At 58.1% G+C, this 24,208-nt stretch carries 20 protein-coding genes; 6 read left to right on the top strand and 14 right to left on the bottom strand.

Annotated features, from left to right (window positions below; genetic code table 11):
• Window positions 1-56: 56 nt before the first annotated feature.
• On the bottom strand, window positions 57-806 hold the full coding sequence (locus VN577_00290; protein HWR13235.1) for a DUF2071 domain-containing protein: 750 nt from the start codon (window positions 804-806) through the stop codon (window positions 57-59).
• 48 nt (window positions 807-854) lie between these two features.
• Complete coding sequence (locus VN577_00285) at window positions 855-3,053, bottom strand: dehydrogenase E1 component subunit alpha/beta (GenBank protein ID HWR13234.1); 2,199 nt, start codon at window positions 3,051-3,053, stop codon at window positions 855-857.
• A gap of 147 nt (window positions 3,054-3,200) precedes the next feature.
• On the opposite strand from VN577_00285, the gene VN577_00280 reads away from it, so the two are divergent.
• The 5 genes from VN577_00280 (at window position 3,201) to uvrB (ending at window position 8,690) form a co-directional block, all read left to right on the top strand.
• Entirely contained in the window at window positions 3,201-3,914 is a 714-nt protein-coding gene (locus tag VN577_00280; GenBank protein HWR13233.1) for an HAD-IA family hydrolase, read from the top strand.
• 4 nt (window positions 3,915-3,918) lie between these two features.
• Window positions 3,919-5,007, top strand: a complete 1,089-nt coding sequence (locus tag VN577_00275; GenBank protein HWR13232.1) for a hypothetical protein — start codon at window positions 3,919-3,921, stop codon at window positions 5,005-5,007.
• A gap of 45 nt (window positions 5,008-5,052) precedes the next feature.
• The gene (locus tag VN577_00270) at window positions 5,053-5,658 is read left to right on the top strand and encodes a hypothetical protein (GenBank protein ID HWR13231.1); all 606 of its coding nucleotides are present in this window, start codon (window positions 5,053-5,055) and stop codon (window positions 5,656-5,658) included.
• 89 nt (window positions 5,659-5,747) lie between these two features.
• The gene (locus tag VN577_00265) at window positions 5,748-6,497 is read left to right on the top strand and encodes a hypothetical protein (protein HWR13230.1); all 750 of its coding nucleotides are present in this window, start codon (window positions 5,748-5,750) and stop codon (window positions 6,495-6,497) included.
• A gap of 204 nt (window positions 6,498-6,701) precedes the next feature.
• Window positions 6,702-8,690, top strand: a complete 1,989-nt coding sequence (uvrB, locus tag VN577_00260; GenBank protein HWR13229.1) for an excinuclease ABC subunit UvrB — start codon at window positions 6,702-6,704, stop codon at window positions 8,688-8,690.
• Window positions 8,691-8,784: 94 nt separating this feature from the next.
• On the opposite strand, the gene VN577_00255 is transcribed toward uvrB, so the two are convergent.
• A complete protein-coding gene (locus tag VN577_00255; GenBank protein ID HWR13228.1) occupies window positions 8,785-9,579 on the bottom strand; it encodes a PhzF family phenazine biosynthesis protein in 795 nt (264 codons plus the stop codon).
• Between the two features lie 369 nt (window positions 9,580-9,948).
• Window positions 9,949-10,503, bottom strand: a complete 555-nt coding sequence (locus tag VN577_00250) for a transposase (protein HWR13227.1) — start codon at window positions 10,501-10,503, stop codon at window positions 9,949-9,951.
• A 139-nt stretch (window positions 10,504-10,642) separates the two neighbouring features.
• On the opposite strand from VN577_00250, the gene VN577_00245 reads away from it, so the two are divergent.
• Entirely contained in the window at window positions 10,643-10,975 is a 333-nt protein-coding gene (locus tag VN577_00245; GenBank protein ID HWR13226.1) for a PASTA domain-containing protein, read from the top strand.
• Between the two features lie 969 nt (window positions 10,976-11,944).
• On the opposite strand, the gene VN577_00240 is transcribed toward VN577_00245, so the two are convergent.
• From VN577_00240 to VN577_00195, 10 genes are all read right to left on the bottom strand, one after another.
• Window positions 11,945-13,096 carry an RHS repeat-associated core domain-containing protein gene (locus VN577_00240; protein HWR13225.1) on the bottom strand — a complete coding sequence of 384 codons (1,152 nt, stop codon included), beginning with the start codon at window positions 13,094-13,096 and terminating at the stop codon, window positions 11,945-11,947.
• Between the two features lie 422 nt (window positions 13,097-13,518).
• Window positions 13,519-14,679, bottom strand: a complete 1,161-nt coding sequence (locus VN577_00235) for an alpha/beta fold hydrolase (protein ID HWR13224.1) — start codon at window positions 14,677-14,679, stop codon at window positions 13,519-13,521.
• 290 nt (window positions 14,680-14,969) lie between these two features.
• Window positions 14,970-15,746, bottom strand: a complete 777-nt coding sequence (locus VN577_00230) for a response regulator (GenBank protein ID HWR13223.1) — start codon at window positions 15,744-15,746, stop codon at window positions 14,970-14,972.
• Complete coding sequence (locus VN577_00225) at window positions 15,743-16,516, bottom strand: DUF4388 domain-containing protein (protein HWR13222.1); 774 nt, start codon at window positions 16,514-16,516, stop codon at window positions 15,743-15,745. Before VN577_00225 ends, VN577_00230 begins: the two co-directional genes overlap by 4 nt.
• Window positions 16,513-16,935, bottom strand: a complete 423-nt coding sequence (locus tag VN577_00220; protein HWR13221.1) for a chemotaxis protein CheW — start codon at window positions 16,933-16,935, stop codon at window positions 16,513-16,515. The genes VN577_00225 and VN577_00220 overlap by 4 nt, the downstream gene beginning before the upstream one ends.
• Window positions 16,932-17,417 carry a chemotaxis protein CheW gene (locus VN577_00215; protein ID HWR13220.1) on the bottom strand — a complete coding sequence of 162 codons (486 nt, stop codon included), beginning with the start codon at window positions 17,415-17,417 and terminating at the stop codon, window positions 16,932-16,934. Before VN577_00215 ends, VN577_00220 begins: the two co-directional genes overlap by 4 nt.
• Before the next feature lie 26 nt (window positions 17,418-17,443).
• A complete protein-coding gene (locus tag VN577_00210; protein HWR13219.1) occupies window positions 17,444-18,589 on the bottom strand; it encodes a chemotaxis response regulator protein-glutamate methylesterase in 1,146 nt (381 codons plus the stop codon).
• Window positions 18,590-21,793, bottom strand: coding sequence for a response regulator (locus tag VN577_00205; GenBank protein HWR13218.1), 3,204 nt, complete (start codon window positions 21,791-21,793; stop codon window positions 18,590-18,592).
• Entirely contained in the window at window positions 21,790-22,680 is an 891-nt protein-coding gene (locus VN577_00200; GenBank protein ID HWR13217.1) for a protein-glutamate O-methyltransferase CheR, read from the bottom strand. Before VN577_00200 ends, VN577_00205 begins: the two co-directional genes overlap by 4 nt.
• 22 nt (window positions 22,681-22,702) lie before the next feature.
• A complete protein-coding gene (locus tag VN577_00195) occupies window positions 22,703-24,145 on the bottom strand; it encodes a methyl-accepting chemotaxis protein (protein HWR13216.1) in 1,443 nt (480 codons plus the stop codon).
• Window positions 24,146-24,208 lie beyond the last annotated feature (63 nt).

Raw genomic sequence — 24,208 nt, 5'->3', positions numbered from 1 at the left:
CAACCCGGGTTCCGCAAGTAACACGGATGTCTAGTACTAAAGGACATTCCGTAACATCAACTTACTCTCTCCGGTAGCCAGACCAGCACATCCTGGAACTTGGAAAAGTGCAACAGCGGCTGATTTTCGAGTCGAACCCCCAGCGGTGCCGTCATCGTGTTCAGCTCGATCCGTGCTTCGGCATTCTGCAGCGGCCAGGGCACATGATGGATCTGAGTACGGTACACGTGCCCTGCCGCGATTGCATACAGACAGTAGCGTTCCGTAAGAAACCGCTCGAGCGCCTGGTCGGGTGGCCGCCATTCCAACACCTCGGAAACCGGTCGATACTCTCCCCGGAACTCCGCCGGCTTCGGACGCTGCAACCGGCGCGAACTGTACCGGACCGTGTTGCCGGCCGTCGCGAAGGCAAAGCGCGCACGGAAGTATGGGAGCGTATATGCGAATCGTGCCCCCAGCACCGCCGACAGATTCGCCGCATCGAGGCTGAAGAACCATACGCCGGGGATGCCGCGACAAGTCACATAGGTCCGAACGTTGTTCTCCGCGAAATGCGAGATGACCGGCAGGCTCGGAACGCCCCGAGGCCGCAGGTTGCGCACCACAAAGGGAACCACCGCGAGGTAGGCCCGGCCGTCCCAAAGATCCAGCTCAAGCTGCGGTGGAACCAGCGCACGAATGGTTTCGATGGGCACTTCCCAATGCGCGAACAGCAAGTCGTGCCACTCTTGCCGCATCACCCAAGGCTTTTGCGGCAACGGGTATGTCCGGTGAGATCGCACTGCGAGGATCTCGTCAGCCGTCATAAAAGAAGAATGCCGCAGACAGGTATTCCCTGCCTGCGGCGGATGAGGTTAGTAGCGAGCCAACTCCAGCATGCCCTTGTACAGGTCGTCTGGTTGCGGCAGGATCACATCCTCCAGCACCGGCTGATACGCCACAAACGTGTCCTTCGCCGCGACCCGCTTCACCGGAGCATCCAGCTCGTCGAACAACTGGTCGGCGATGCGCGCGGCGATCTCCGCGCCATATCCCCAACTCAGCATGTCCTCGTGCGCCACGAGCACGCGGTTCGTCTTCGATACCGACGCCGCAACCGTGTCCCAGTCAAATGGATTCAGTGACCGAAGATCGATCACTTCCACTTTGATCCCCTGTTCGCGTTCCAGTCTTTGCGCCGCCTGGAGGGTACGCGGAACCGTTGCACCGTAAGTCACGACAGTGAGGTCGTTGCCGTGCTGCACGACCTTCGCCTTTCCAAACGGGATCATGTAATCCGACCCCGGATACGGCGCACGCCCGAACGTCTCGCGATACAACCGCTTGTGCTCGAGGAAGAGCACCGGGTCATCGCAGCGAATCGCGGTGCGCAACAGTCCGTTCGCGTCGAGCGCGTTCGATGGGAACATCACCCGAATTCCCGGAATATGTGTGAAGATGCTCTCCCCGCACTGCGAGTGATACACCGCGCCGCCGGTCAGATATCCGCCGATCGCCACGCGAATCACCATCGGACAGGAGAACGCATTGTTCGAGCGCCACCGGATGAGCGCCATCTCATTGCGCATCTGGTGCATAGCGGGCCAGATGTAATCGAAGAACTGGATCTCCACCACCGGCTTCAGACCACGCGTGCCCATGCCGATCGCGCGTCCGACGATGTTCGCTTCCGCCAGCGGCGAGTTGAATACGCGGTCGCTTCCGAAGTCGCACTGCAGACCGCCGGTCAGTTTGAAAACGCCGCCCTTGCCTTTCACGGTCTTCGCGGCCAGGTACTCCTCGCGCGAGCAATCCGCCACGTCTTCGCCGAACATCACGATGCGTTCATCGCGCTTCATCTCGTCGCGTAGGCACGCGTTGATCAGGTCGGCCATCGTCTTTTCGCCTGCCGTCTTGCCCGGTTCAGGCGAATCGAAATTCGGATGTGTATCGAATGCCGGCGAAGTTGGATCTACGTCAGGCGAATACACGAACTCCTTGTAGGAATCGAGCGCCGGAAACGCGGCCTTCAATGCCGCATCGCTCGCCGCCTGCACTTCTTCATCCACTTCCTTTTCAAGCCGGCTGATCTCTTCCTCGTCGAGAATGCCTTCGCGAACCAGGAACAGCTGGAACCGTGTGATCGGATCCTTCTGCACTTCGCTTTTGCGTTCCGCTTCAGGCCTGTACAACTTCTCATCATCCGACAGCGAATGCGAGTACGGACGAATTACGTGTCCATGAACAAACGCCGGTCCTTTGCCGCTGCGAACGTAATCCACGGCTTTCCTCAGCGCCGTGTAGCTCGCAATCGGATCGCATCCATCCACTTCGTCAAAGTAGAAGTTCGGGAAATTTCTGACCAGCTTCGAGATATTTCCGCCCGCCGTCTGCACTTCCACTGGCACCGAGATCGCGTACTCGTTGTCTTCGCACAGGAACAACAATGGCAATTTGCGGTTCGAGGCGGTATTCATCGCCTCCCAGAACTCGCCTTCGCTCGTCGCGCCATCTCCCGTCGAAACGTAAACGACCTCGTCGCCGTGGAACTGCACATCCTTGAACTGGCGGTAATCACCTTCGGCCTTCGTGGCCGCTTCAGGATGCCGGTTGAAATACCTTCCAGCTTCTGCGCATCCCACCGCTTGCAGGAACTGCGTCCCCGTCGGCGACGACTGCGTCACGATGTTGAGCCCCTTGTGCCCCCAGTGTGACGGCATCTGCCGCCCGCCGGAATTCGGGTCGTCCGCCGCGCCCACCGCCTCCAGCAACATCTCCAGCGGGGTCATACCCAGCTTCAGACACAGCGCGCGATCGCGATAGTAGGGGTAAAACCAGTCGTAGTGGGGCTTCAGGACCATGCCGGCGGCCACCAGCAGCGCCTCGTGCCCGGCACCCGAAATCTGGAAAAAGATCTTCTGCTGCCTTTTGAGCAGGATCTCCCGATCGTCGATCTTCCGCGACAGGTACATGGTCCGGTACATCTGGACCAGTTGCTCTGACGTCAGTCCTTCGTAGGTCTTCGCCGGGCGCGCTGTCTTCGCAGGCTTTGGCTCAGTTTTCGTTAGTGCCATCCGTTTCCTCTATATATTTTGATGCGGCTGGGGTTCTTTGAAAGCGAACAAGACATTGTAAATGCCCTAACCCCGTTTCCGCACAACCTAACGTGACCAGCATCACCGGATTTCGGTACCCGCCCTTGCCAGTTAGAATTGTCCCGAATGATAAAGATCAACCGGCCCATACCCGCCGACGAGATACGGCTCCTTATATTTGATTTGGATGGCACCCTCGTTGACTCGCGTCAGGACCTCACCAATTCCGTCAACGCCATGCTGCGCCAATTCCACCGTCCGGAACTCCCCTGCGACCTTATCGCTACCTACATCGGCGACGGCGCCCCGATGCTCGTCCGTCGCTCTCTCGGCGACCCCGACGACCAGAAATTCGTCGATGAAGCGCTTGCCTACTTCCTCGCCTACTACCGTGAACATAAGCTCGATAACACCTATGTCTATGCAGGCATTCTGGACTCACTGAAGGACATCCGCGCCGCTCACAATGGCGACATCAAGATGGCGGTCCTCAGCAACAAGCCGGTCATTCCTTCCAAGGCGATCGTGCAGGAACTCGGCCTCGGCGAGTTCTTTTTCCAGGTCTACGGCGGAAACAGCTTTCCCACCAAAAAGCCTGACCCGCAAGGCGCTCTCGCCCTTCTCGATGAAACCGGCGTCAAGCCCGAGCAGGCCGTCATGATCGGCGACTCCGCCAACGACGTCCTCACTGCCCAGAACTCCGGCATGTACAGCGTCGGACTCACCTACGGCCTCTCACCCGATTCGCTCGCTCAGGTCCCACCCGACGTCCTCATGGACCGACCCGACGAACTCGGCGAATACTTCACACAAATCGGCGAACGCCGCTGGACGGAGTAACCATATGCGCAAACGATTCTTCGCAGCTCTCGCGTGTCTTCTCTTCATTGTCGGTTCTTCTTTCGCGCAACAATTCAAGGTGGGCGTAACCGATCGACAGTTCGTCCCGCCTGGCGACTACAACTGGCGCGGCGCGAAAGCCAAGGTCATTCTTACGACCATCTGGTATCCGGCACCTGCCTCGGCGAACGAGGTCGCCCGCTGGATTGGCGACCCCTCAAATCCCATGGCGAGTGCTCCAAACGCCGCGCCTGATGCCCCACTTGCATCCGCGCCGTCTAAATTTCCGTTGATTCTCGTCTCCCACGGCACCGGAGGCACTTCCGGCATGATGGCCTGGCTCGGCGCCCGACTTGCAAAACACGGCTATATCGTCGTTGGCGTGAATCACCCGGGAAACAATGGCATCACCGGGTACACCGTCGAGGGATTCACTCTCTGGTGGGAGCGCGCTCGCGACTTGAGCTCCGTCCTCGACCTGGTGCTGAAGGACCAGCAGTTCGCGTCCCGCATCGACGCGAACCGGATCGGCGCTGCCGGTTTCTCTCTCGGCGGCTACACGATGATCGAGATCGCTGGCGGCATTACGGATCCAGACCGTTTTCTCAAGCTCTGCGAAACCACCAACGACAACGCGATGTGTGTTGATCCTCCTGAGTTCCCCAACTTAAAACCAAAGGCTGAAAAGCTCCTCGAAACCGATCCCGTCTTCAAGCGTTCTTTTGAGAGCGGCAGCGCATCTTTCCGCGATCATAGAATTCGCGCGGTGTTCGCCATCGCCCCTGCGCTGGCAGTCGCGTTCAAACCGGAGAGCCTCCACAAGATCTCCATACCGGTGCAGATTGTTTCTGGAGCAGCCGATCCGATCGTCCCTGTTACGAGCAACGCTGAAGTTTTCGCCAAAGCAATTCCCGGAGCCAAGCTGAAGCTCATACCGAAAGCCGTGCACTACACCTATCTCGGCACCTGCACTGACTCCGGCAGGAAAGCAGAGCCCGGTCTCTGCGTCGATCCGCCTGGTGTCAATCGCGACAGTGTCCACCAGCAGACAGCCGACCTGGCGCTCCAGTTTTTCCGCGTCAACTTGAAGTAGTTCCAGCCAGCGCTGGTGGTTTGATATGTTGGTGGCCAAACAACGATGAACACTTTCGGGCTGACTCCGGCGGAACTGCGCCGTCTGCGCGCACTCAAATCGCCGCACCTCGTTCAGCGCTTTCTCGAAGACCTTCCCTACCATCACGCGAACACCGCATGGTCGCCTCGGCGGGTGCTTCGTGAAGAAACGGCTCACTGCCTGGAAGGCGCCGTCTTTGCCGCCGCCGCACTTCGCGTCAACGGATTCAAGCCACTGCTCTGGGATTTGGAGGCCGTCCGCGACACCGACCACGTGCTCGCCATCTACCAGTACGACGGCCACTGGGGTTCGATCGCGAAATCCAATTTCGCCGGACTCCGTTTCCGCGAACCCGTCTACCGATCCCTCCGCGAACTCGCGATGAGCTATTTCGACAACTACTACAACCTCCTCGGCGAACGCACACTGCGCGCCTTCTCACGCCCGGTCGATCTTTCACGCTTCGACCGCCTCAACTGGATGACCACCGACCAGCCCGTCTGGTTCATCGCCGAACACCTGTGCCATGTAAAGCACACGCCCTTGATCACGCCGTTACAGGAAAAGCGCCTCACCCGCCTCGATAGACGCGCCCACGCCGCCGGACTCACCGGATACACCAAGCACTAACACCTTCGATACTCACTCATCCGTTAATATTGTGGTTCGCGTCACAGACACAAGCGCGAGTGCCCGCCTATCCTCTCTCGCAAGCGAATATGAAGCGCAACTTACTCGTAATGTCTCTGCTCGTTCTCCTGGGCTCCACACTCTTCGCGCAGGAAACTCCGCGTCTCGCCATCACACCCAGCCGTGCAACTGTCGTGGTAGGCCAAACCAAGATGTTCCGCGCTGTTGATGCCCGCGGCGTTCCCGACAACTCCGTCCGTTGGGATACGCCTTTTCAACAAATGGAAGGCTCCGGTGCCGACGTCATGGTGACATATATGCGTGCGGGCGATTACGAGATATCCGCCCATATTCCAGGCGCTAGCGCATCTGCTCATTTGAAAGTGATCGAGGGAGACGAACTCCCAGAAGGAACGGAGAAATGGGTGCTTGATAACCTGCCGGGCTGTAAAACCAAGAGGATCATTCCCGCCGTACCCGCCGCGGGTTCCGACAATGATGTATTCAGTGTAGAAGAGTGTCCACGGGGTCAGGTGGTCCGCGCCCTGAGCGCCGAAGGCCTGGAAAACTGGCGCACCGGACTTCCTGAAGACACGAAGATCAATTCCGATGACCTCGCGAATCTCCAGCCGAAATCGCTCCTCGGAGCCTCGGTTTGCGACAACTTGAAAGTCGGCATGACGAAGGACGAAACCAAGCTCGCTGTGCGATCCTCTGATCTCCAACCGCCTTTAAATCCTGCTGGTGACCTGTGGACGCTCGAAGAGCCAAGGGGTGAATGCCGCATCACCTTCATCGGTGGCCGCGTTACCAAGTGGAAGAAGATCATCGGTAACTAATCCCATATTTTCACCCGCGCGCTGCCCCCTACTATTCTGTTTCGTCGACCAACCGAGGGAGACGCTCGAGTAGAAAATCCTCACCAGAACTCCGCGATATAATTAAGGTTTGCCCACCCGCCGAAATTCGCTCCTGTGAGGCCACGGAACGATTTCGCGGAGGTAGGGTCTGGCCAACGACAAACGACTAAGAAACCGGTACCTATGGAATTCAAGCTCCACTCCGAATACTCCCCGCGCGGCGACCAGCGCACCGCCATCGAGAGCCTTACCCGTGGTGCCATCGACGGCGAAAAGCATCAGGTGCTGCTCGGCGTCACCGGTTCCGGCAAGACGTTCACGATGGCCAAGATCATCGAGAACCTGAACCGTCCGGCCCTCATCCTCGCCCACAACAAGACGCTCGCCGCGCAGCTTTATCACGAGTTCAAGAGCTTCTTTCCGCAGAACGCCGTCGAGTACTTCGTCTCTTATTACGACTACTACCAGCCCGAGGCTTACATTCCGGCCGGCGACGTCTACATCGAGAAAGAAGCCACCATCAACGACGAGCTCGACAAGCTCCGTCTCTCGGCCACCAAGTCGTTGTTCGAACGGCGCGACTGCATCATCGTCGCCTCGGTTTCCTGCATCTACGGCCTCGGTTCGCCCGAAGCCTATTACGGCATGTTGCTCTTCCTCGAAAAGGGACAGAAGATCAAGCGCGAAGACATCCTGCGCAAGCTGGTCGAGATCCTCTACGAGCGCAGCGACTCCGAACTCCGTCGCGGGACGTTCCGCGTCCGCGGCGACATCATCGAAGTCTTCCCGTCCTATGAAGACATGGCGTACCGCATCGAACTCTGGGGCGACCAGATCGAATCGCTCGCGCAGATCGATCCACTCTTCGGCACCGTGAAGCAGCGCTACCAGCGTCTGCCCGTCTACCCGAAATCGCACTACGTCATGAAGCCCGAAACGAAGTCCAGCGCCGTCGACTCCATCCTCAAGGAACTCGAATGGTGGGAGGGAGAACTCCAAAACCAGGGACGCCTCGTCGAATCCCAGCGTGTCCACCAGCGCACGCGGTTCGATCTCGAGATGATCAAGTCCATGGGCTACTGCCACGGTATCGAGAACTATTCGCGCCACTTCACCGGGCGCCTTCCCGGCGAGCCGCCGCCGACGCTCCTCGATTACGTCCCGCGCGACTACCTGCTCTTCATCGACGAATCGCACCAGACGATTCCGCAGCTTCACGGCATGTGGCACGGTGACCGTTCGCGCAAGAGCACTCTGATCGAATACGGATTCCGTCTCCCCTCGGCCCTCGACAATCGTCCACTCACCTTCGAGGAATTCGAGCACCGCGTCAACCAGGTCGTGTACGTTTCCGCGACTCCCGGGCCCTACGAACTCACCAGGTCCGCCGGTGTTGTCGTCGAGCAGATCATCCGACCCACCGGCCTCGTGGATCCCGAAGTGGAAATCCGTCCCGTCAAAGGTCAGATTGACGATCTTCTGCATGAAATCCGCGCGCGCGTCGACAAGGGCGAGCGCGTGCTCGTCACCACGCTCACCAAGCGCATGGCCGAAGACCTTGCCGAGTACTACAGCGAAGTCGGCGTGCGCTGCCGCTACATGCACTCCGAGATCGAGACACTGGAACGCGTAAAGATCCTCCGCGATCTCCGCCGTGGCGAATTCGACGTCCTCATCGGCATCAACCTCTTGCGAGAAGGACTCGACCTGCCCGAAGTCTCGCTCGTCGCCATTCTCGACGCCGACAAGGAAGGCTTCCTCCGCTCCGCCGGATCGCTCATCCAAACCATCGGACGCTGCGCACGCCATCTCGAAGGTCGCGCACTTCTCTACGCCGACCGGATGACCGACTCGATGAAGAAAGCCCTCGACGAGACCGACCGCCGCCGCGCCATCCAGCGCGCGTACAACGAAGAACACGGCATCACGCCGATGTCCATCGTCCGGCCGGTCGACATGTCGCTCGCCCACATCGTCGAAGCCGACTACGTGGACGTAGCCACCGGCGCCGATGGCATCCCCGACTTCAAGTCCCAGGAAGAACTCGACATCTTTATTGCGAAACTTGAAAACGAGATGCGCGAATGCGCCAAGCGCTTCGAGTTCGAAAAGGCAGCAAAGCTACGCGACCAGATCAAAGAGCTCCGCACAAAGGAATTCCTGTTCGCGTAGGCCGGCTAGACAACCGCCGTACGACATCTGATAATCCATTTACACGGGTGCACAGTCCCAGCCGCATTCATGAAGTCTCAGGTGAGCCGTTAAGCTAGAGCTTGGGAATGTGAATTGATCCTTCGAGATAGAACGCACACTCACCTTGCAGTTCAACGCGACCACCAATCCCTCTGCACCTAACCCTTCCTCCTCGCGGTGAGACCTGATAAGCATTGAATTCGGACTTCTTTAACCTCTTAGCCCAGTACGGAACCAGCATGCAGTGGGCTGCACCCGTGACGGGATCTTCAGGAATGCCTTTCGCAGGCGCAAAGTATCGGCTGATGAAATCGTACTCTCCATCCCCGGGTGATGTGACGATTACTCCAGGTCGATCCAGTTGCGCTATTAGGGATGGGTCCGGAGTCAACCCACGAACCGTGCGCGGACTGTCTACGACAACCATGTAGTTAAAGACGTTCGAGTACACCTCAACGGGGACAGTACCCAGAGCGGTACTCAAGCCTTCCGGAGGAATTACCGACTCGGACTCTCGGGCAGGAAAGTCCATCACATATCCTTTGTCAGCTCTGGATACCTTAAGCTCGCCGCTTCGAGTATGGAAAACGACATGATTTCGTCCGGGTTCTAGCCGCTCCATCACTACCGCTGCACTCGCCAATGTGGCGTGTCCGCAAAGTGGCACTTCGACCTTGGGAGTAAACCAGCGGAGTCGGTAGTCGTGGTGATAGGAAACAAGAAAGGCTGTTTCGGCTAGATTGTTTTCCGCAGCGATTTGCTGCATGACCGCGTCACTCGGAAACTCCTTAAGACAAACTACGGCAGCAGGGTTACCTTCGAACAACTTACTGGCGAAAGCATCCACCTGGTAGATTGGAACGACCATAGCACCTCGTATTCAGCAGGTCTTGCAAGACCTGCACTCTGCGCTCTCCCTCCCTCCTCGCAAGGATTACGGTAGAGGAACAGCTCTCGGGTCGAGACCCCTTGTTATCTCGTTGACCATCTGGGAAATCCGTCCGGAGGTAAAACGATCGTTCTCGTTTGCGAAGACCATGAGACCTATCTCCGACTCCGGCAGAACGACGCAAAGAGCATAGAAACCGGGAATGCTCCCATCTTGGACTGGTGGCCCATGTTTCATCTAACTCCAGAGTTTTCGTGCCCCATCTTCACAGCCCGTTTTTGGACGTGAAGGTGGGAGACCACGAAAGCTCACTCCCGGAGGGTTGGTTTTAATTGTCTGCATGTCACGTTAATCAGTAGGACTCAGAAAAACCCGCTCCGGACCTCCCGTGATTTTCCTCTCCCGCTCACGTGCTGTCCATTCCGATTCGATCTCGACCGGCCCGATTTCCCGAAACAGGTAATGGCGGCAACTGCTCCACGTCCACTGGTGCGCTTGCTTCACCAGTCCTCGTTTCACCGGGTTGTTGTGCATGTAAACCAGCTTCGCCTCGAACTCCCGGGGGGCGCGCACGTTGCGGTCGTAATAACGTCGTTGCCAGAAGTGGCCGGATTCGACGACAAGGCGCAGACTTTGTGCTCGCCTGGCAAATAACTGCTTGAGCCAGTGGATTGCGTCGGCGAGGGTCTGCCGCTTCGGCTCGCTGAGCAAAAGGTGCACGTGCTCGGGCATGACGACGTATCCAAAGACGTGCAGGTCGAACTCCTGACGCATGGCTTCGAGCGTGATCAGGAACAGTTCGTACAGTTTCGGGCTGGAGAAGTTTGGCTGGCGGCGATAACAACTGAAGGTCAGAAAATGAGATTGTCCGGACTGGTGAAACCGGACGAGGCCTCGGGTCATGGGAACAGAATAGTGAACGCGCGCGTGCAGTGTCGGTGACGAACAACCCTGCGGGATGGGAGTGCGGTGGTCTCCCACCTTCACGTCCAAAAACAGGACGTGAAGATGGGGCACGGAAGCAGTGTAACTGGTCTGTTACGTGGGCCACCAGCCACTGCAAATCGTCGCGCAAAGTCCACCGCCGAATGCACAGGGCGTACAGTCGCCCAAGGTAAGCGTGCTGATATCCGCCGAACCGGTGCCGGAAACCTATATCATGCCGAACTTCGTCGGTCGCTCCCTGGCAGAGGCCGTCGCGCAAATCGAAGACGCTGGATTCAAAGTGCACCGCGTCCATACTGCGCAACCGGTCAGTGCACTGCCTGCGCCAAAGGACACGCCTCCAGCGACGACGGTTGTAATCCGCCAGAATCCAGGAGCGGGCCACCCGGTCAACGTCACGACGCCGACCGAGCTAGAAGTGAGCCGCTAGAGAACCATGCGACGGTTGTGGCGGCATGTTGCATCTCTTCCGCTGGACCACTAGCTACCTGGTCAATCTGTCGGGCATGCGCCCGGCCTGTACCCATTAAGTATCCCTCCCCCACCCCTGCGCAGCAGAATCAACAACTTACGGGTAGATTTTTCGCTAGTTCACGGGAAACAAAGGGGTTAAAAGTCAAAATATTGATTCCATTCACCTTGTGAATGGTTGTCGGTTATCGGATAAAAGCGAAAGGTGGTGAGACGGAAAATTTGTCTTCACCACCTATATTTTCAGGATAGCAATTTGGGTGGGGGCATCGCGCCACGGTTTTGAAATTTATTTGGCGAGTGCTTTCAGCGGGATGCGGGGAAAAGGGCTCGGTGACCCCCTTGACATACTCCGGAGCGGGTTGTGCCGAAATGGAACGAAAAGATGACCACGAGACGCAGAGACACAGAGAGTTGAATGGGAAAGAACTCGATGTGGACGCGGACGGTAGTCAGGTCGTTTGTGTCACCGGTCAGGCGTCTTCGGCGTGGTGACAAGAACCTTCCTGATGGGATTGCGGTGGGGCACGGTACTTATATAACTCCCGTGTTACATGGGACACGATAGCGAGTGTGTAAGTCACAACCTACAATCTTCATGTGCTCGGCTCGCTTTCTCCAAGCCTTGGTTCTTGAGCGATCCAAGTCTACTCAGAGGCCCGGGAGCCGACACGATTATCTAATCAGTCCGATCAACGCAGAGACTTCACGGATACGATTTCTGACAAGGGAAGAGCACACGCTTCAGTTCGCTCCGAATCCGGTTTATCCGCGTCCGCAGTTACATCCCAAAAAAAAAGGTCCGGGTCGGATTCGCTATCAAAAATAGAGATCGGCTTAATGAGAAGGTGCTCCCCTTGCCGAGTTCTGATCTCGACAAGTTGCCCGACGTTGGACTTAAGACATTCCAGTTCTTGCTGGGTCATCTTTACCACCTCACATGAAGATTGCCGCCAGTGGCTTTGTTTACGAGGTTGATATAGCCTTTCGTATGCGCGCTTGTGTATCGAGCGACTTTTGTGCCGTCAGCGCTGATTTGACCGACTACCTTTCCGGTGACTCGATCAGTAATCGGGCGTGCCCCTTGCCCAACCCATTCTTTTGCAGCTTGCTCTGCTGCCTCCCGGCTACTTACTGTGATACCTTGATTTCCGACTACACTCCGAGCTTTTTGAAGTATGTTAAGCACTTCTCCCGCTCTCGAGATCCCGATACTGCCGAATTCCAAGCCTGCTCGGGATGCATTCAATATTCCCGGTCCAGCCATTTGCACGAAAGTCATTGTGGCCGCAGCAGTTGCCCGCACGGGCAAGCCCGCCATGCGCTCAACTGAGTCGAACATCTGCGGTATTTTCTCGTTGTAGTATGTAGCGGTGCCAATTGTCTGCTTAGCACCATCGGGAAGAGTAATCTCAAGTTTTCCTGAAGCGGTTATGCTAACTTTGTCGTTATCCTTCAAATACTGCTGAAATTGCTCGTCCTTTAGGTCTGCACAGTTCTTTCCTTCATTGTCGCAGACCTTGTAGTTCATTCCATCCGGATCGGTGAAGGTAAGTGGGTTGTTTCCAGCATAGGCATATCCATTCCAGCTCTGCGGGTCACCTTGTTCAGCACTCGCATTTCCGGGGTCGGGACTGAGAAATCGTCCCACCGTACTTACATGGTACCTGGCCCCGAAATAGTCGAGGCCGGTCTCGGTATCGCGTTCTTTGCCGGTGAACTTGAAGTGGTTGGGGTCGTTGTCGACGATAACTCGTTCGCCGCCATAGGGGTAGTAGTCGGACTCTTCTAGGATCGTCCAGACCGTCTCGTTGGTGACGACGCTGGCGGAGCCGAGGTGGTCGGAGAAGTAGTAGCGGTAGGCAGGTTGGCCTCCGCAGCAACTGGGGTCAACCCGAGCTATACGCTTTCCGTTGAAGTAGATGTAATCGGAAGTGATGGTACCTGCGAGGTCGCTTTCGGCAAGTGGCCCTGTTCCCCAGTAGAGCACGCCGGCGTTCTTCTTCACGCGGTTGCCGTCGCCGTCGTACACGTATTTAGTTCGAGTCCAGACCTCGTTGCTGCTGCGGTTCTCGTTCATGCGGTAACTCCGACAGTAGGCGAACGGAGTGTTTTCGAGTCCAGCATCGCCCCGATAGTACTCCCGGCAGTGCTCGCAACCAATACCTTTGCCTATCGGATCAGTTACTTCCACTCACGGAAGAACACTTGTCCGACACCAGCACTTACGGTGTGAGCTAAAAGAAGGAGAGATGCGATCTGCGGAAGCGGAACTCTTTATCCGCTTCCGTAGATCGGCCGCGCTTTCTGGAACGGCAGATAATCTGAAACTTGTTACGAAAATGGAACAAATCAGCTTTTTGCGGCTCTAAAGCCAACATTAAGGTTTGCAAAAAAGCGGCTGATTTCAATATCGCAGACTCAACAAGGAAACAAGAGGGGTGCCGCAGCACCCCTTTCGTTTTGGTTTGGGATCGCAGACTTTACAGCGCTCTCTAAGCTCTATTGCCCGCTGCTGATCTGTTTGATCTTCTGCTCTGCGCTCTGCCGGATGGCTTGCTTTGTTGCTTCCGGAGTAGTCGTATCTTTTTCCAGCATGTTCAGAGCGGTCTTGGCATTGCGCAACGCCAGGTCTGTCTGCCCGTCAGCGAGGTATCCGTCAGACAAGCTGTCGTAGACGTTCGCCGAATCCGGATACGCCTGCTGGTTCAGCTTGAATATCTCAATGGCGCCTTTGCCGTCTCCCGACTGAAGATGCTCGTACCCCAGCAGGTTGACGACCGCTTCCGGAAATGGCTTGGCCTTTGGATCTTTCTCTCTCGCCTTCGCCAGCATCTCTGCCGCCTTCGCCGGGCCTCCCGCCGAATCAATCGCCTCCAGGATACTCGCGCCGCGGAAGCTGGCATTCTTGTTCTCCGGGGCTTTGCCCGGGGTCTTGATCAGTGTTGTCTTGAACCAGTTCAGCACGTGATCCGTCAGGTCCGGATGCGGCGCAAACATCTCGATGCCGTGCCCGCCTGTCGCATACCGCTGGAACGTATTGGCCGGATTCGGCGACAAGCTCAGGATCCACTGCATCATTTCCACCGCACCACCGTCGTCATCCGCCGCCGACCCGAACAACGGCAGGTCCTTGGCATTACGCAGAAAACGCCGCCCATCGGCATCGGTATTTCCCGACAGCAGCACCAGCGACTTCACCTCCGGATGCCGGCTCGCCAACTGGATCGACTGGTTCACACCGCAGCTCGCGCCCGCCGCACCGATGACCGTCTTCGTTACGCCCTTCTGCGAGATCAGGTACTGGAACGCAACGTCCACATCCTTCGGCCACACCTGCGTTACCGCTTGCCCTCTCTCCTGGGGCGGCATCTGGTCGAACTTCGTGCCTCCGCTTTCACCGAATCCGCGGAAGTCGAGCGCCAGCACGTTCATGCCGGCCTCAGCCATCTTCGGAGCGATATCGGCCCACATCTTCCGGTCCCGGTTGCACTGGTGCATCAGCAAAACACCGGGGCCCGCCTTGCCCGCTGGATAATAAGTAGCTTTTAGTTTCACGCCATCGGGTGCCGTCAGATCCACATTCTGAGGCGCCGGCGTCGCGGCAAATACGGTTGAAATGAATACGGCAACAAACAAGGAAGAAAGCACACGTCGAATCATCGTCTGGCTCCTCGCGGATATTGGACTACCATCCGGCTCGAACGTCACTATGTATCAGGGATGAAAAACAGGAATTCTGATGTAAACAACACAAAAGGCGTCTCCAACTGCTAGACGCCTTTCAGGTGCCGCCTATGCAATACTGCCGCGGCACAAACGTGCTAGATAGTTTACGGCGGGTGCGCGCGCACTCGCCGTCGTGCTCGAGATCCCCTTAGGTTCGACCCACTACTCTCCCTTGGTTCGGCCCTGACTGCAACTCACCCTCGTGTTCGGCCCAAACTCTTCGCCTACTCGCTCTCTTGCAGCGTCTTGATGTGCTCTTCAAGAGCCCGCGCATATTCGCGTTCGGCTGCTAATTCTGACTGCAATTTCTTGACCAGATGCTCAAGCCTTAAGATCTCTATCTTTAGCTTCGCCACATCCGCCCCGCCTGTTGCGATTCGAGACGCCGACGCCTGATTTGAGACAGGCGCTGCGACAGCCGTCGCCGCCGGAGCTGCATTCCCAAACCTCATCGGCGACGAATGTCCATTCCCGCCATTCCCATTCGGCTTCGACGCCGACGCAAAGATGCTGCTCAGTGTCGCCGCCGTATTCGCCGGAATCGGTGCATGCGCTGCCGGTGTCGGAGCGACCTGCGGCACTGGCTGGCTGATCGGCGCCACTGGAGCCGCCGGAGCCTGTTTGATCCCTTTGTTGCTAAGCAGTTGCTTGACCCGGCCAATCAGATCTCCCGGCTGGAACGGCTTCCGGATGAGTTCATCCGCCTTCACCGCAAACGCCTTCTCCGCCACCTGCTTGTTCACCACGCCGGACATCAGCACCACCGGCGTCGCACCCAGTGCCGGACTCTGCTTGATGCTCTGGCAGACTTCGTAGCCATCCTTGCCCGGCATGATCACGTCCGTGATCACCACGTCCGGACGCTGTTGCGACATCTGCGCCAGCGCGCTGTCACCATCATGACAAGCCACCACGTCGATGTTCTCGCGCCGGAAAGCAATCTTGATTACCTCGCGCATCGTTGCGCTGTCGTCGATGAAATACACGATCGGCGCGGTCATAACAGCACCTCATCCGTTCCCCGGCCGTCCTCGTCGATCTCCCGCAGCGCCTGCAACATCAGCTCGGTCGCCGAACACATCACGGTCCTCGTCGCCGGAGTAAACCCATGAACAAACTTGTACACACCCGTCTCGGCACGATTGCAGTTCTTCACGATCTTGATCACCGCATCGTCGCCTACCTGATCATTCGCCTCCGCATGCGTAACTTGCCCATTGTCGAAGACGATTACTCCATCCGTATCGCCAGAGTTAATATGCAGCGATCCCGACTGTCGCGAATGACTCAGCATCTGGATCACCCCCGGCAAGTCCAGGTGCGACAAATTCCCTTCCAGTGCTGTCAACGAACTCTCCAGCATCTGCGTCGGATGGAATCCTTCTTCCCGGCTCCGCAGGAACTGCCTTACCTGGTTCGCGATCGCCTCGGCGCCTTGCTGGCGGCTGACGCAATCGTCGCAACCGGCCCGATACGCCGCCATCAATCCCTGCTCGCCATCGTCACCAATCGCGATCACCGGAATCTGCGCCGTCTTCTGGTCCTGGTGCAGGATCGGCACGATGTCGAACGCATTCATCTCGCGCAGGTTCGTAGCGCATAGAATCAGGTTCGGCGTGTCCCATTCCAGCATCGTCAGCGCGAACGGCGCATCCATCGCATGCACAACATCAAACCCCTGGTCGCGCAACGCCGTCGACAATCGCTTCGCAAACAGAACGTTGCTGTCGATCACCAGGAGCTTCCCGATGGCTGCCGCGGCCGTGTTCATTGCGCCACCTCCGACATCACCTTCTCCAGGTCGATAACCTCAACGATCTCTTCCTGCAACGACAGCAATCCCGCCACATACGTAGCCAGTTTCCCGGTCGGCGGCAGCAGTTTGCTCGACGTCAATTCGCAATCGCCGCTCACCGGAATCGCCGATCTCTCTTCCGCCTTCTCGAACTTTCTCTTTGCGATCAGGTAGAACTTCCGCACCGGTGCGTCGGCGCCAACCAGCACCTGCGCCACATCGCATACCGGAATCAGTTCTCCCCTTCGCACCAGTACTCCATTCACCAGCGGCGTATTGCTCGGAAACTCATGCAGCAGATCCATGCGCGCCAGTTCCGTGACTCGCTCCGCTGGAAGCGCGAAGCGCTTCTTCCCCAGCGGAAACAGCACGAACTGATCTTGCGCCGCACTCATGCCATCGCTCCCGAAAACTCATTCGCCCCGGTTGGCACCATGGATTCCAGCGCTCCCAGTTCGAAATTCGACAGGAACGCCGCCGGATTCACCACGGGAATGACCTGTCCTTCAATCAGCGTCAGCCCCAGGTACCAACTGCACTCATCGCCTTTAAACGCCTGCGGCAACGGCAGCACTCGCGCAATCTCCGTCATGCGATCGATACCGTCGACCTTCACCGCCACCGGATACTCCGCCAGCAGCAACACACGCGAACTGTGGGTCGGCAACAGGCCAAAGTGGATGTTCGCATCCACCACCCAGTATTTGCGGCCATCGCGCTCCACCGTGTGATGTACTTTGCCGAATCGCCGGCCCGCCGTTCCCAGCGACTTCAGGTCCTCTAAACTCTGGATCTCATTTACCGACGATGCAGCAATCGCAAAGGTCGTGCCATCCACCTTGAACAGGATCACCTGCTGCCCAGGTGTGGTCTTCACTCTCTTTCGATTGGGACGATGCAATCTCACACTGCCCCTACTTTCGACGCGCCCATCAGGTACATCGACCGTTTCTCAATCGCCGCCGGGATGGCCTCCATCGCCAGCACCTGGTCTACGGCCCCAGTTTTAATGGCCTCGGCCGGCATGCCAAAGATCACCGAAGTACTCTCATCCTGTGCGATCACGTATCCGCCGTTTGCCTTCACCGCCTGTACGCCTTTCGCGCCGTCCCCGCCCATTCCGGTCAGCACAACGCCCACGCACATCGGGCCGGCAAATGCCGCCGCCGATTCCATCGTCACGTTCGCGCACGGACGATATCCATCGATCCGCTCGCCTTCATGCAAGTCGATCCGTCCGCTTCCGGTCACGCGCAGATGATGTGATCCCGGACACACATATATCGTTCCCGGCTGCAACTCTTCGCCGTGTTCCGCTTCCTTCACGCGCACCTGCGCAGCTTCGGCCAGTTGCTTGCTGAACTGTGTAGTAAACGTGCCGGGCATGTGTTGTACCAGGATCAACGATCCGGGGAACTCTCTCGGAATCGCCGGCACCAGTTGCATCAATGTCTGCGGACCGCCCGTCGAAGCCGCCATCACCACCAGCGGATGCCTCGACCCGTTTCCGCCCGACGAGGTGCTCGCCTGCGTGCCATTTCCGTTTCCGTTCGACGGCGCTGCCTTCACATACGGACTGTTCGCCAACGTTCCGCGTGCTTTCTCCACGCCTGCATTCCTCGCATTTCGCACAACTCGCACTCGCGCTGCTACTTTCAGCTTCCGGCAGATCTCATCACGAATGCTGTTCATGTCCAGGTCGATACCGCTGCTCGGCTTCGGAACAAAATCGATCGCGCCCAACTCCAGCGAGCGTAATGTCGCTTCGGCGCCTTCCTTCGCTTCGGAACTCACAATCACGATCGGGCGCGGGTTATGCGCCATGATCTGTTCTGTCGCCTGCAACCCATCTACGTGCGGCATCATGATGTCCATGCTGATCACATCCGGACGCAGCGATTCGTTCATCGCAATCGCTTCCCTGCCATCGCGAGCTTCGCCGATCACCTCGATCTGCGGGTCCGTCGCTAGAATGCTTTGCAGCACCTTGCGCATGAACGTGGAATCGTCCACGATCAGCACTCGCACGCGTTGTCCGGCTTGCATCATCTACGCGTTCACATTCGCCGCTACCGCAATCTCTGCGCGTCGCGACGCTCCGCCAATCAACTTTCCTACTGCCTCAAGCAACTGATCTTCCTGCACCGGTTTCACCAGGAATCCGCGCGCGCCTTCCGCGAAGGCACGGTCGCGATGTTTCTCGCCCGCTCGCGACGTCACAACCATTACTGGAATTGCCGCCACCGCCGGGTTCTGGCGCAGGTGCATCATCAACTCGTAACCATTCGTCCGCGGCATTTCCAGGTCGGTGATAATCAGGTCGCAACCGCCCTGCGAAACAATCTCCAGCGCTTCCAATCCGTCGGAGGCCAGCTTCACGCGATAACCGGCTTTCTCCAACATGCGTCCCACGAACTTGCGTACGCTGATGGAGTCGTCGGCCAGCACGATGACTTTCTCCGGTGCCACATCCACGATTGCAGCCGGCGGTATGGTGCCTGCCGCAACCGCCAAAGCTCCTGGCGCAAACATTCGTGAAATCGCGTTCGAAAGCAGCAATGGACGTTTCTCTACCGCTTCGCCCGCAACCAGCCGGTTTACATCGACCAGCATGATCAGCTTGCCATCTGGCGCAATCGTCGCTCCCGGGAACAGCTTCACGTTCCGCAGATACTCGCCGAGGTTCTTGATAACAATTTCGTCCTTACGCAGGACCTCTTCCACCACGATGCCAACCTGCCGCGCGCCGACGTTCACCAGCACCAGGCGATAGAACCCATTCGTCGCCTGGATCGTGGGCAGCCCAAGCTCTTTATCCAGTCGCACCACTTCGGTGACGACATCGCGAACCTTCGTCAGCAGCTTGCCGCCAACTTCTTCGATCTCCGCATCGCTGATCCGCCGGATCTCTTCCACGAACGACAGCGGGAATGCAAACTGCGCATCGCCGCAGCGCACGAACAGCGCTTGCGAAATGATCAGCGTCAGCGGAACCTTCAGCGTGAAGCGGGTTCCGAGGCCTTTCTGCGTATCGATCTCGATCTCGCCGTTGAGGGCAGCCACATTGGCACGCACCACGTCGAGGCCAACACCCCGTCCGGCAAGTTCCGTCTTGCGGGGAGCCGTCGAGAATCCCGGGTGGAAAATCAACTCAAGCAGCGAGTGCTCGTCCATCTGCGCTGCCTGGTCCGCCGTAATTAAGCCCAGTTCGATTCCGGTCGCGCGGATCTTTTCGTAATCCATGCCGCGGCCGTCGTCTTCTACTTCTATATAGATATGGTTGCCGCGGTGGTACGCGCGCACAAACAGGTTGCCGTGATCCGGCTTCCCGTTTTCGTAGCGCTCGTCGGCACGTTCCAAGCCGTGCGCAACCGCGTTCCGCACCAGGTGCAGCAGCGGATCGCCGATCTGCTGGATGATGTTGTTGTCGAGTTCGGTCTCGGCGCCTTCCAGTTGCAACTCGATCAGCTTGTTCGAAGCCTTGGCCGCATCGCGTGCTGTTCTCGCAATTCGCGTGTACAGGTTGCCGATAGGCACCATGCGCGATTGGGTGATTTCATCCTGCAAACGATGCGCAAGCTTCGTGAACTCATCGATGTCTCCGTCCACCTTGCGGACGAATCCGTCAAGCTGGCTCAGGACTTCGGTGATATCAGCCGAAATCTCCGTGAGCGACCGCGACAGGATGTTGAACTCGTCGTAACGGTCCATCTCCAGTTCGCTGAACTCCGCCAGCGACGGATCGAACCCATGCGAGTAGCTCGAATAACCCCCGCGGAATGGGAAGGGGTCACGTGTACCACCGAAGCTGCTCTCAGGCGACCCAAACGGGCTTCCAAACGAAGGCGTAAACGGCTGTGGTCCGCGCGATTGCCGCGGACTCGGGATCTGGTTGAACTCGTACTTCTCCTGGAACTCGCCGATCTTGTCGCTCATGCGTGCCTTGGAGAAGTTCAGCACGTCGGCCAGTCGTTCCAGTTCTGCCACACGGCCCAGCATGCGGGTGCGGTTGATGACTAACTCGCCCACCGCGTTCATCATGCGGTCCAGGCGTTCCAGGGAAATACGAACCGACTTCGACTGCGGCGTTGCCGTGGGTGCCTTCTTGGCCACCACCGTTTCCGGTGTCTCGGCCGGTTCGGATTCGAGTTGGGTGGATGCTGCCCCTTCCTCAATGGTCCTTTCATCGAGGCTGGGAGTGGTCGAGAGATCGGGAGAATCGCCAGAAACCCCCGCAACTTGTTCTTCTGCAGCCGAAACACTCTGTTCGGCTTGCGCCGCCATCGGAATCGCTTTCGGCGCTGCGCCCTCTTCCTGCTCTTCGGGCGCGAGTTTCGCAATGCGCGTCAGCAACGACTTAACTGTCGTTTGCATCGTCGCTTCGTCGTTCCACTGCGAGTAAAGGAACTTTTTGAGCGTATCCACCGACTCGAGGCAGATATCGATGATCGAAGCGCTCGGCTGCAACTCGCCATCACGCAGTCTTCCAATCAGGTCTTCTGCCCGGTGCGCAACCCGCGAAATTCGCTGTAACCCGACTTGTGCTGCCGATCCCTTGATCGTGTGCATCGCGCGGAACAAGCGATGGATATTTTCTTGGTCTGGGTTTGCCTCAAGCGCCAGCAGGCACTCGGTGATGATCTGTAAATGTTCTTCCGCCTCCGGAACGAAGAACTCCAGCACCTCCGCCGGAACTTCCATATCCGGCTCAAGGTCCGGAATGCTTGCGGGCGCTTCATGCTCGACGCGAGTTTCGTCGGGGGTGCGACTTGGAACCGTTCCGTCCTCCGCACTTTGTTGATCGGAGGTCGCCTGTGCGGACGCCGCGTCTTGCGCAGCGTTCTCGTCGAGCGCTGGTTCGGTGGAGAACGCAAACGGATACTTCTGCTTGAATGCGGCGATCTCTTCTTCCGCCTCGATCCCGTTCGCGCTGATCATCAGCAGGTCGGACTCGAGCGTCGCGATCGCTTCGTAGATAAATTCAACCAGCGGGCTGGCCGATTCCTGGCTGATGCCCGCGTTCAGTACGTATTGGAAGATGTGCGCCAGTTTGCCCGCGACTTCCGCCAGTCGTGGAAATCCATACAGTCCGGACGAGCCCACCAGTGTGTGGGCAGCGACGTACAGACGCTCCAGGTCTTCCGCCGCTGGGTACGGATCCTGCAAGATGCTCGAGTACTCGCGCAAAAATTGCAGGTGTTCCGATGCTTCCAGCAGGAAGACTTCGCTCATGTCCGGTCCGGCCGAACTCACTGTTGCTCTTCTCCTGAACTCGCGCTGCTGTACCTCGAACTCTGTATCGGTTTGCGGTACAGTCGCACGTCTTTGTGAACGATTGTTTCCAGCTTTACTCCCGCATTGCCGAGGTAATCGGCGTGGCCCAGGAACAGGTACCCGCCCGGATCCAGCGCTTCATACAGCCTTTGGATCACCTCGCGCCGCTTCTCTTCCGAGAAATAAATCAGCACGTTCATGCAGAAGATCGCGTCGAATCGACCTATATAGGTTGTCTCCACCAGGTTCATCTGCTGGAACGTCACCAGGTTCCGCAGGCGCGGCTTCACCATGAACTGGTCGCCGACTTTCGCGAAACATGTTTCGATCTGCTTTGGCTGCAACTCGCCTAATGCGCGTCGCGAATAAACGCCACGCTCCGCATGTTGCAACGCCTTCCGGCTGATATCGCTGGCGAGAAGCTGGATATTCCACGCTTCCGCGAAGTCCAGCGACTCCGCCACCGTGATCGCGATCGAATACGCCTCTTCCCCCGTCGAACATCCCGCGCACCACAGGCGCAGGTTTCGGGGGTTCTCCCAGAACTTCTTCACGTGAAGTTCCGGCAAGACCTTCTTTTCCATCGCGTCGAATACATCCGGATACCGGAAGAACGACGTCTCCTGCGTGAGCAACCGCTCCAGCAGCGACTCGTATTCCACGTTGGAACTCTTGATTACCCGCACCAGGTCGCTGCCCCGCGCCAGGCGCTTCGAAAGAAAGTGTTCCTTAACCCGTGTCGAGAAGAACCGCTCGCGCGATTCGTCAAACAGGATTCCCGACCTCTTCTCCACCAGCGCGGCGATCTCACCCAACTCATGCTCGGTCAGGTTCGAACCCATATCGAAATTGGTCACAACACTCATGGCCATCCAACGTCACTGCAAGTTAATAGCGGCTTCCGTTTCCATTTCCTTGCTTCACAGCTCCGGCTGCAACCAACTCGCGCCCGCCTACGGCCACTGCTGCCGCCGCGGGAGTCGCGCCGTTGGTCGAGACCTTGAACTGCGACAGCGCTTCGTTCAGTTGCTCGGAGAGCTTCACCATCTGCTCCACCGTGCGGGCCGTCTGCCTTGTTCCCTGCGACGTCTGCCGCGTGATGGCCGAGATAATCTGCATCGCGTTTGCGACGCCTTCCGTGCCACGCACCTGCTGCTTCGACGCCAACGAAATCTCCTGCACCAGTTCTGCCGACTGCCGTACCACGCTCGAAATCGCTTCCAGCGCCTTACCGGCCTGATCCGCCAGCCTTGCTCCGACTTCCACTTCCTTCGTGCCTTCTTCCATCACCACGACGGCCTCATTCGTTTCCGCCTGGATGGACTTGATCAACGCCGAAATATCCTTCGTCGCCGTCCGCGAGTGTTCCGCCAGCTTACGGACTTCATCCGCGACCACCGCGAAACCGCGGCCGGCTTCACCGGCTCGCGCGGCTTCGATTGCGGCGTTCAGAGCCAACAGGTTCGTTTGCTCTGTAATGTCGTTGATCACTTTCACGATGTCGGAAATCTCCAGCGACCGGTCGCCCAGCGACTTGATCTTCTTCGCCGTCGCCTGCACCGACGCGCGAATCCTCTGCATGCCTTCCAGCGTGTCGCGCACCGAGCGGTTGCCCTGCTCCGCCGCATCCAACGCGCGCCGTGCCGCCTCGGCACTGGCTTCCGCGTTGTTCGACACCTGCTTCATCGACACCGTCAGCTCTTCCACCGCCGAAGACGTATTCGTAATTTCCTGGTCCTGCTGGTTCGCACCGCTCGCCATCTCTTCCGACGAAATCAGAATGTCGCTCGCGCTCGTCTGGACGTCGATAGCCGCCTTCCGCACGCGCTCCAGCACCTTCGTGAAGTTGTCGAGCATGTAGTTGACCGAGTCCACCACGTTGCCCAGCGCGTCGTTCGTCACCTTCCCGCGCAGCGTCAGGTCACCGCGGGCGATCTGGCTCACAATCGTCAGGAACTCCGTCACGCTCCTCTGCAACGACTCCTGTGCCGCCTGGTCGCGGGTCGACCGCTGCAGCCTTTCGGCTACGCGGTTCAGGCTCTCCGACAGCGGACCCGAGCTCTCGAGCCGCGAATCGAACTGTCCCGCCGCCAGCTTTTCGGCAAACGATTCCAGGTGCGAATTCGATCCCCCGCCGCCCACGAACATCGCGCAAAGGCCCGCCCCAATCGCCAGCAGCCCGGCGAATACCAACATCGGACCACCCGCCGTGCCGAAGCCTTCCAGCAAGCCAACGCCACCTGATTTCGCGCCCGCGCTGTACGCCAGGGCCATCACGCCCAGGCTCAACGCCAGCACAACCCATACGGTCGAACTCAACCGACCTTTCATGACTTCCTCCGGTAGCTGGCCCAACCAACTCGCCAGCCCCAAAATTCCTGACTACTGACTCCC

It is taken from the genome of Terriglobales bacterium (genome assembly GCA_035561515.1).
In the GTDB taxonomy this organism is placed as follows: Bacteria; Acidobacteriota; Terriglobia; order Terriglobales; family Acidobacteriaceae; genus DATMXP01.
This window is presented reverse-complemented; position numbering and strand designations above follow the sequence as displayed.

What these genes read in the sequence shown, in the direction of transcription:
- VN577_00290 (HWR13235.1), bottom strand. Translation starts at nt 806, where the DNA reads ATGACGGCTGACGAGATCCTCGCAGTGCGATCTCACCGGACATACCCG.
- VN577_00285 (HWR13234.1), bottom strand. Translation starts at nt 3,053, where the DNA reads ATGGCACTAACGAAAACTGAGCCAAAGCCTGCGAAGACAGCGCGCCCG.
- VN577_00280 (HWR13233.1), top strand. Translation starts at nt 3,201, where the DNA reads ATGATAAAGATCAACCGGCCCATACCCGCCGACGAGATACGGCTCCTT.
- VN577_00275 (HWR13232.1), top strand. Translation starts at nt 3,919, where the DNA reads ATGCGCAAACGATTCTTCGCAGCTCTCGCGTGTCTTCTCTTCATTGTC.
- VN577_00270 (HWR13231.1), top strand. Translation starts at nt 5,053, where the DNA reads ATGAACACTTTCGGGCTGACTCCGGCGGAACTGCGCCGTCTGCGCGCA.
- VN577_00265 (HWR13230.1), top strand. Translation starts at nt 5,748, where the DNA reads ATGAAGCGCAACTTACTCGTAATGTCTCTGCTCGTTCTCCTGGGCTCC.
- uvrB (HWR13229.1), top strand. Translation starts at nt 6,702, where the DNA reads ATGGAATTCAAGCTCCACTCCGAATACTCCCCGCGCGGCGACCAGCGC.
- VN577_00255 (HWR13228.1), bottom strand. Translation starts at nt 9,579, where the DNA reads ATGGTCGTTCCAATCTACCAGGTGGATGCTTTCGCCAGTAAGTTGTTC.
- VN577_00250 (HWR13227.1), bottom strand. Translation starts at nt 10,503, where the DNA reads ATGACCCGAGGCCTCGTCCGGTTTCACCAGTCCGGACAATCTCATTTT.
- VN577_00240 (HWR13225.1), bottom strand. Translation starts at nt 13,096, where the DNA reads ATGAACGAGAACCGCAGCAGCAACGAGGTCTGGACTCGAACTAAATAC.
- VN577_00235 (HWR13224.1), bottom strand. Translation starts at nt 14,679, where the DNA reads ATGATTCGACGTGTGCTTTCTTCCTTGTTTGTTGCCGTATTCATTTCA.
- VN577_00230 (HWR13223.1), bottom strand. Translation starts at nt 15,746, where the DNA reads ATGACCGCGCCGATCGTGTATTTCATCGACGACAGCGCAACGATGCGC.
- VN577_00225 (HWR13222.1), bottom strand. Translation starts at nt 16,516, where the DNA reads ATGAACACGGCCGCGGCAGCCATCGGGAAGCTCCTGGTGATCGACAGC.
- VN577_00220 (HWR13221.1), bottom strand. Translation starts at nt 16,935, where the DNA reads ATGAGTGCGGCGCAAGATCAGTTCGTGCTGTTTCCGCTGGGGAAGAAG.
- VN577_00210 (HWR13219.1), bottom strand. Translation starts at nt 18,589, where the DNA reads ATGATGCAAGCCGGACAACGCGTGCGAGTGCTGATCGTGGACGATTCC.
- VN577_00200 (HWR13217.1), bottom strand. Translation starts at nt 22,680, where the DNA reads ATGAGTGTTGTGACCAATTTCGATATGGGTTCGAACCTGACCGAGCAT.
- VN577_00195 (HWR13216.1), bottom strand. Translation starts at nt 24,145, where the DNA reads ATGAAAGGTCGGTTGAGTTCGACCGTATGGGTTGTGCTGGCGTTGAGC.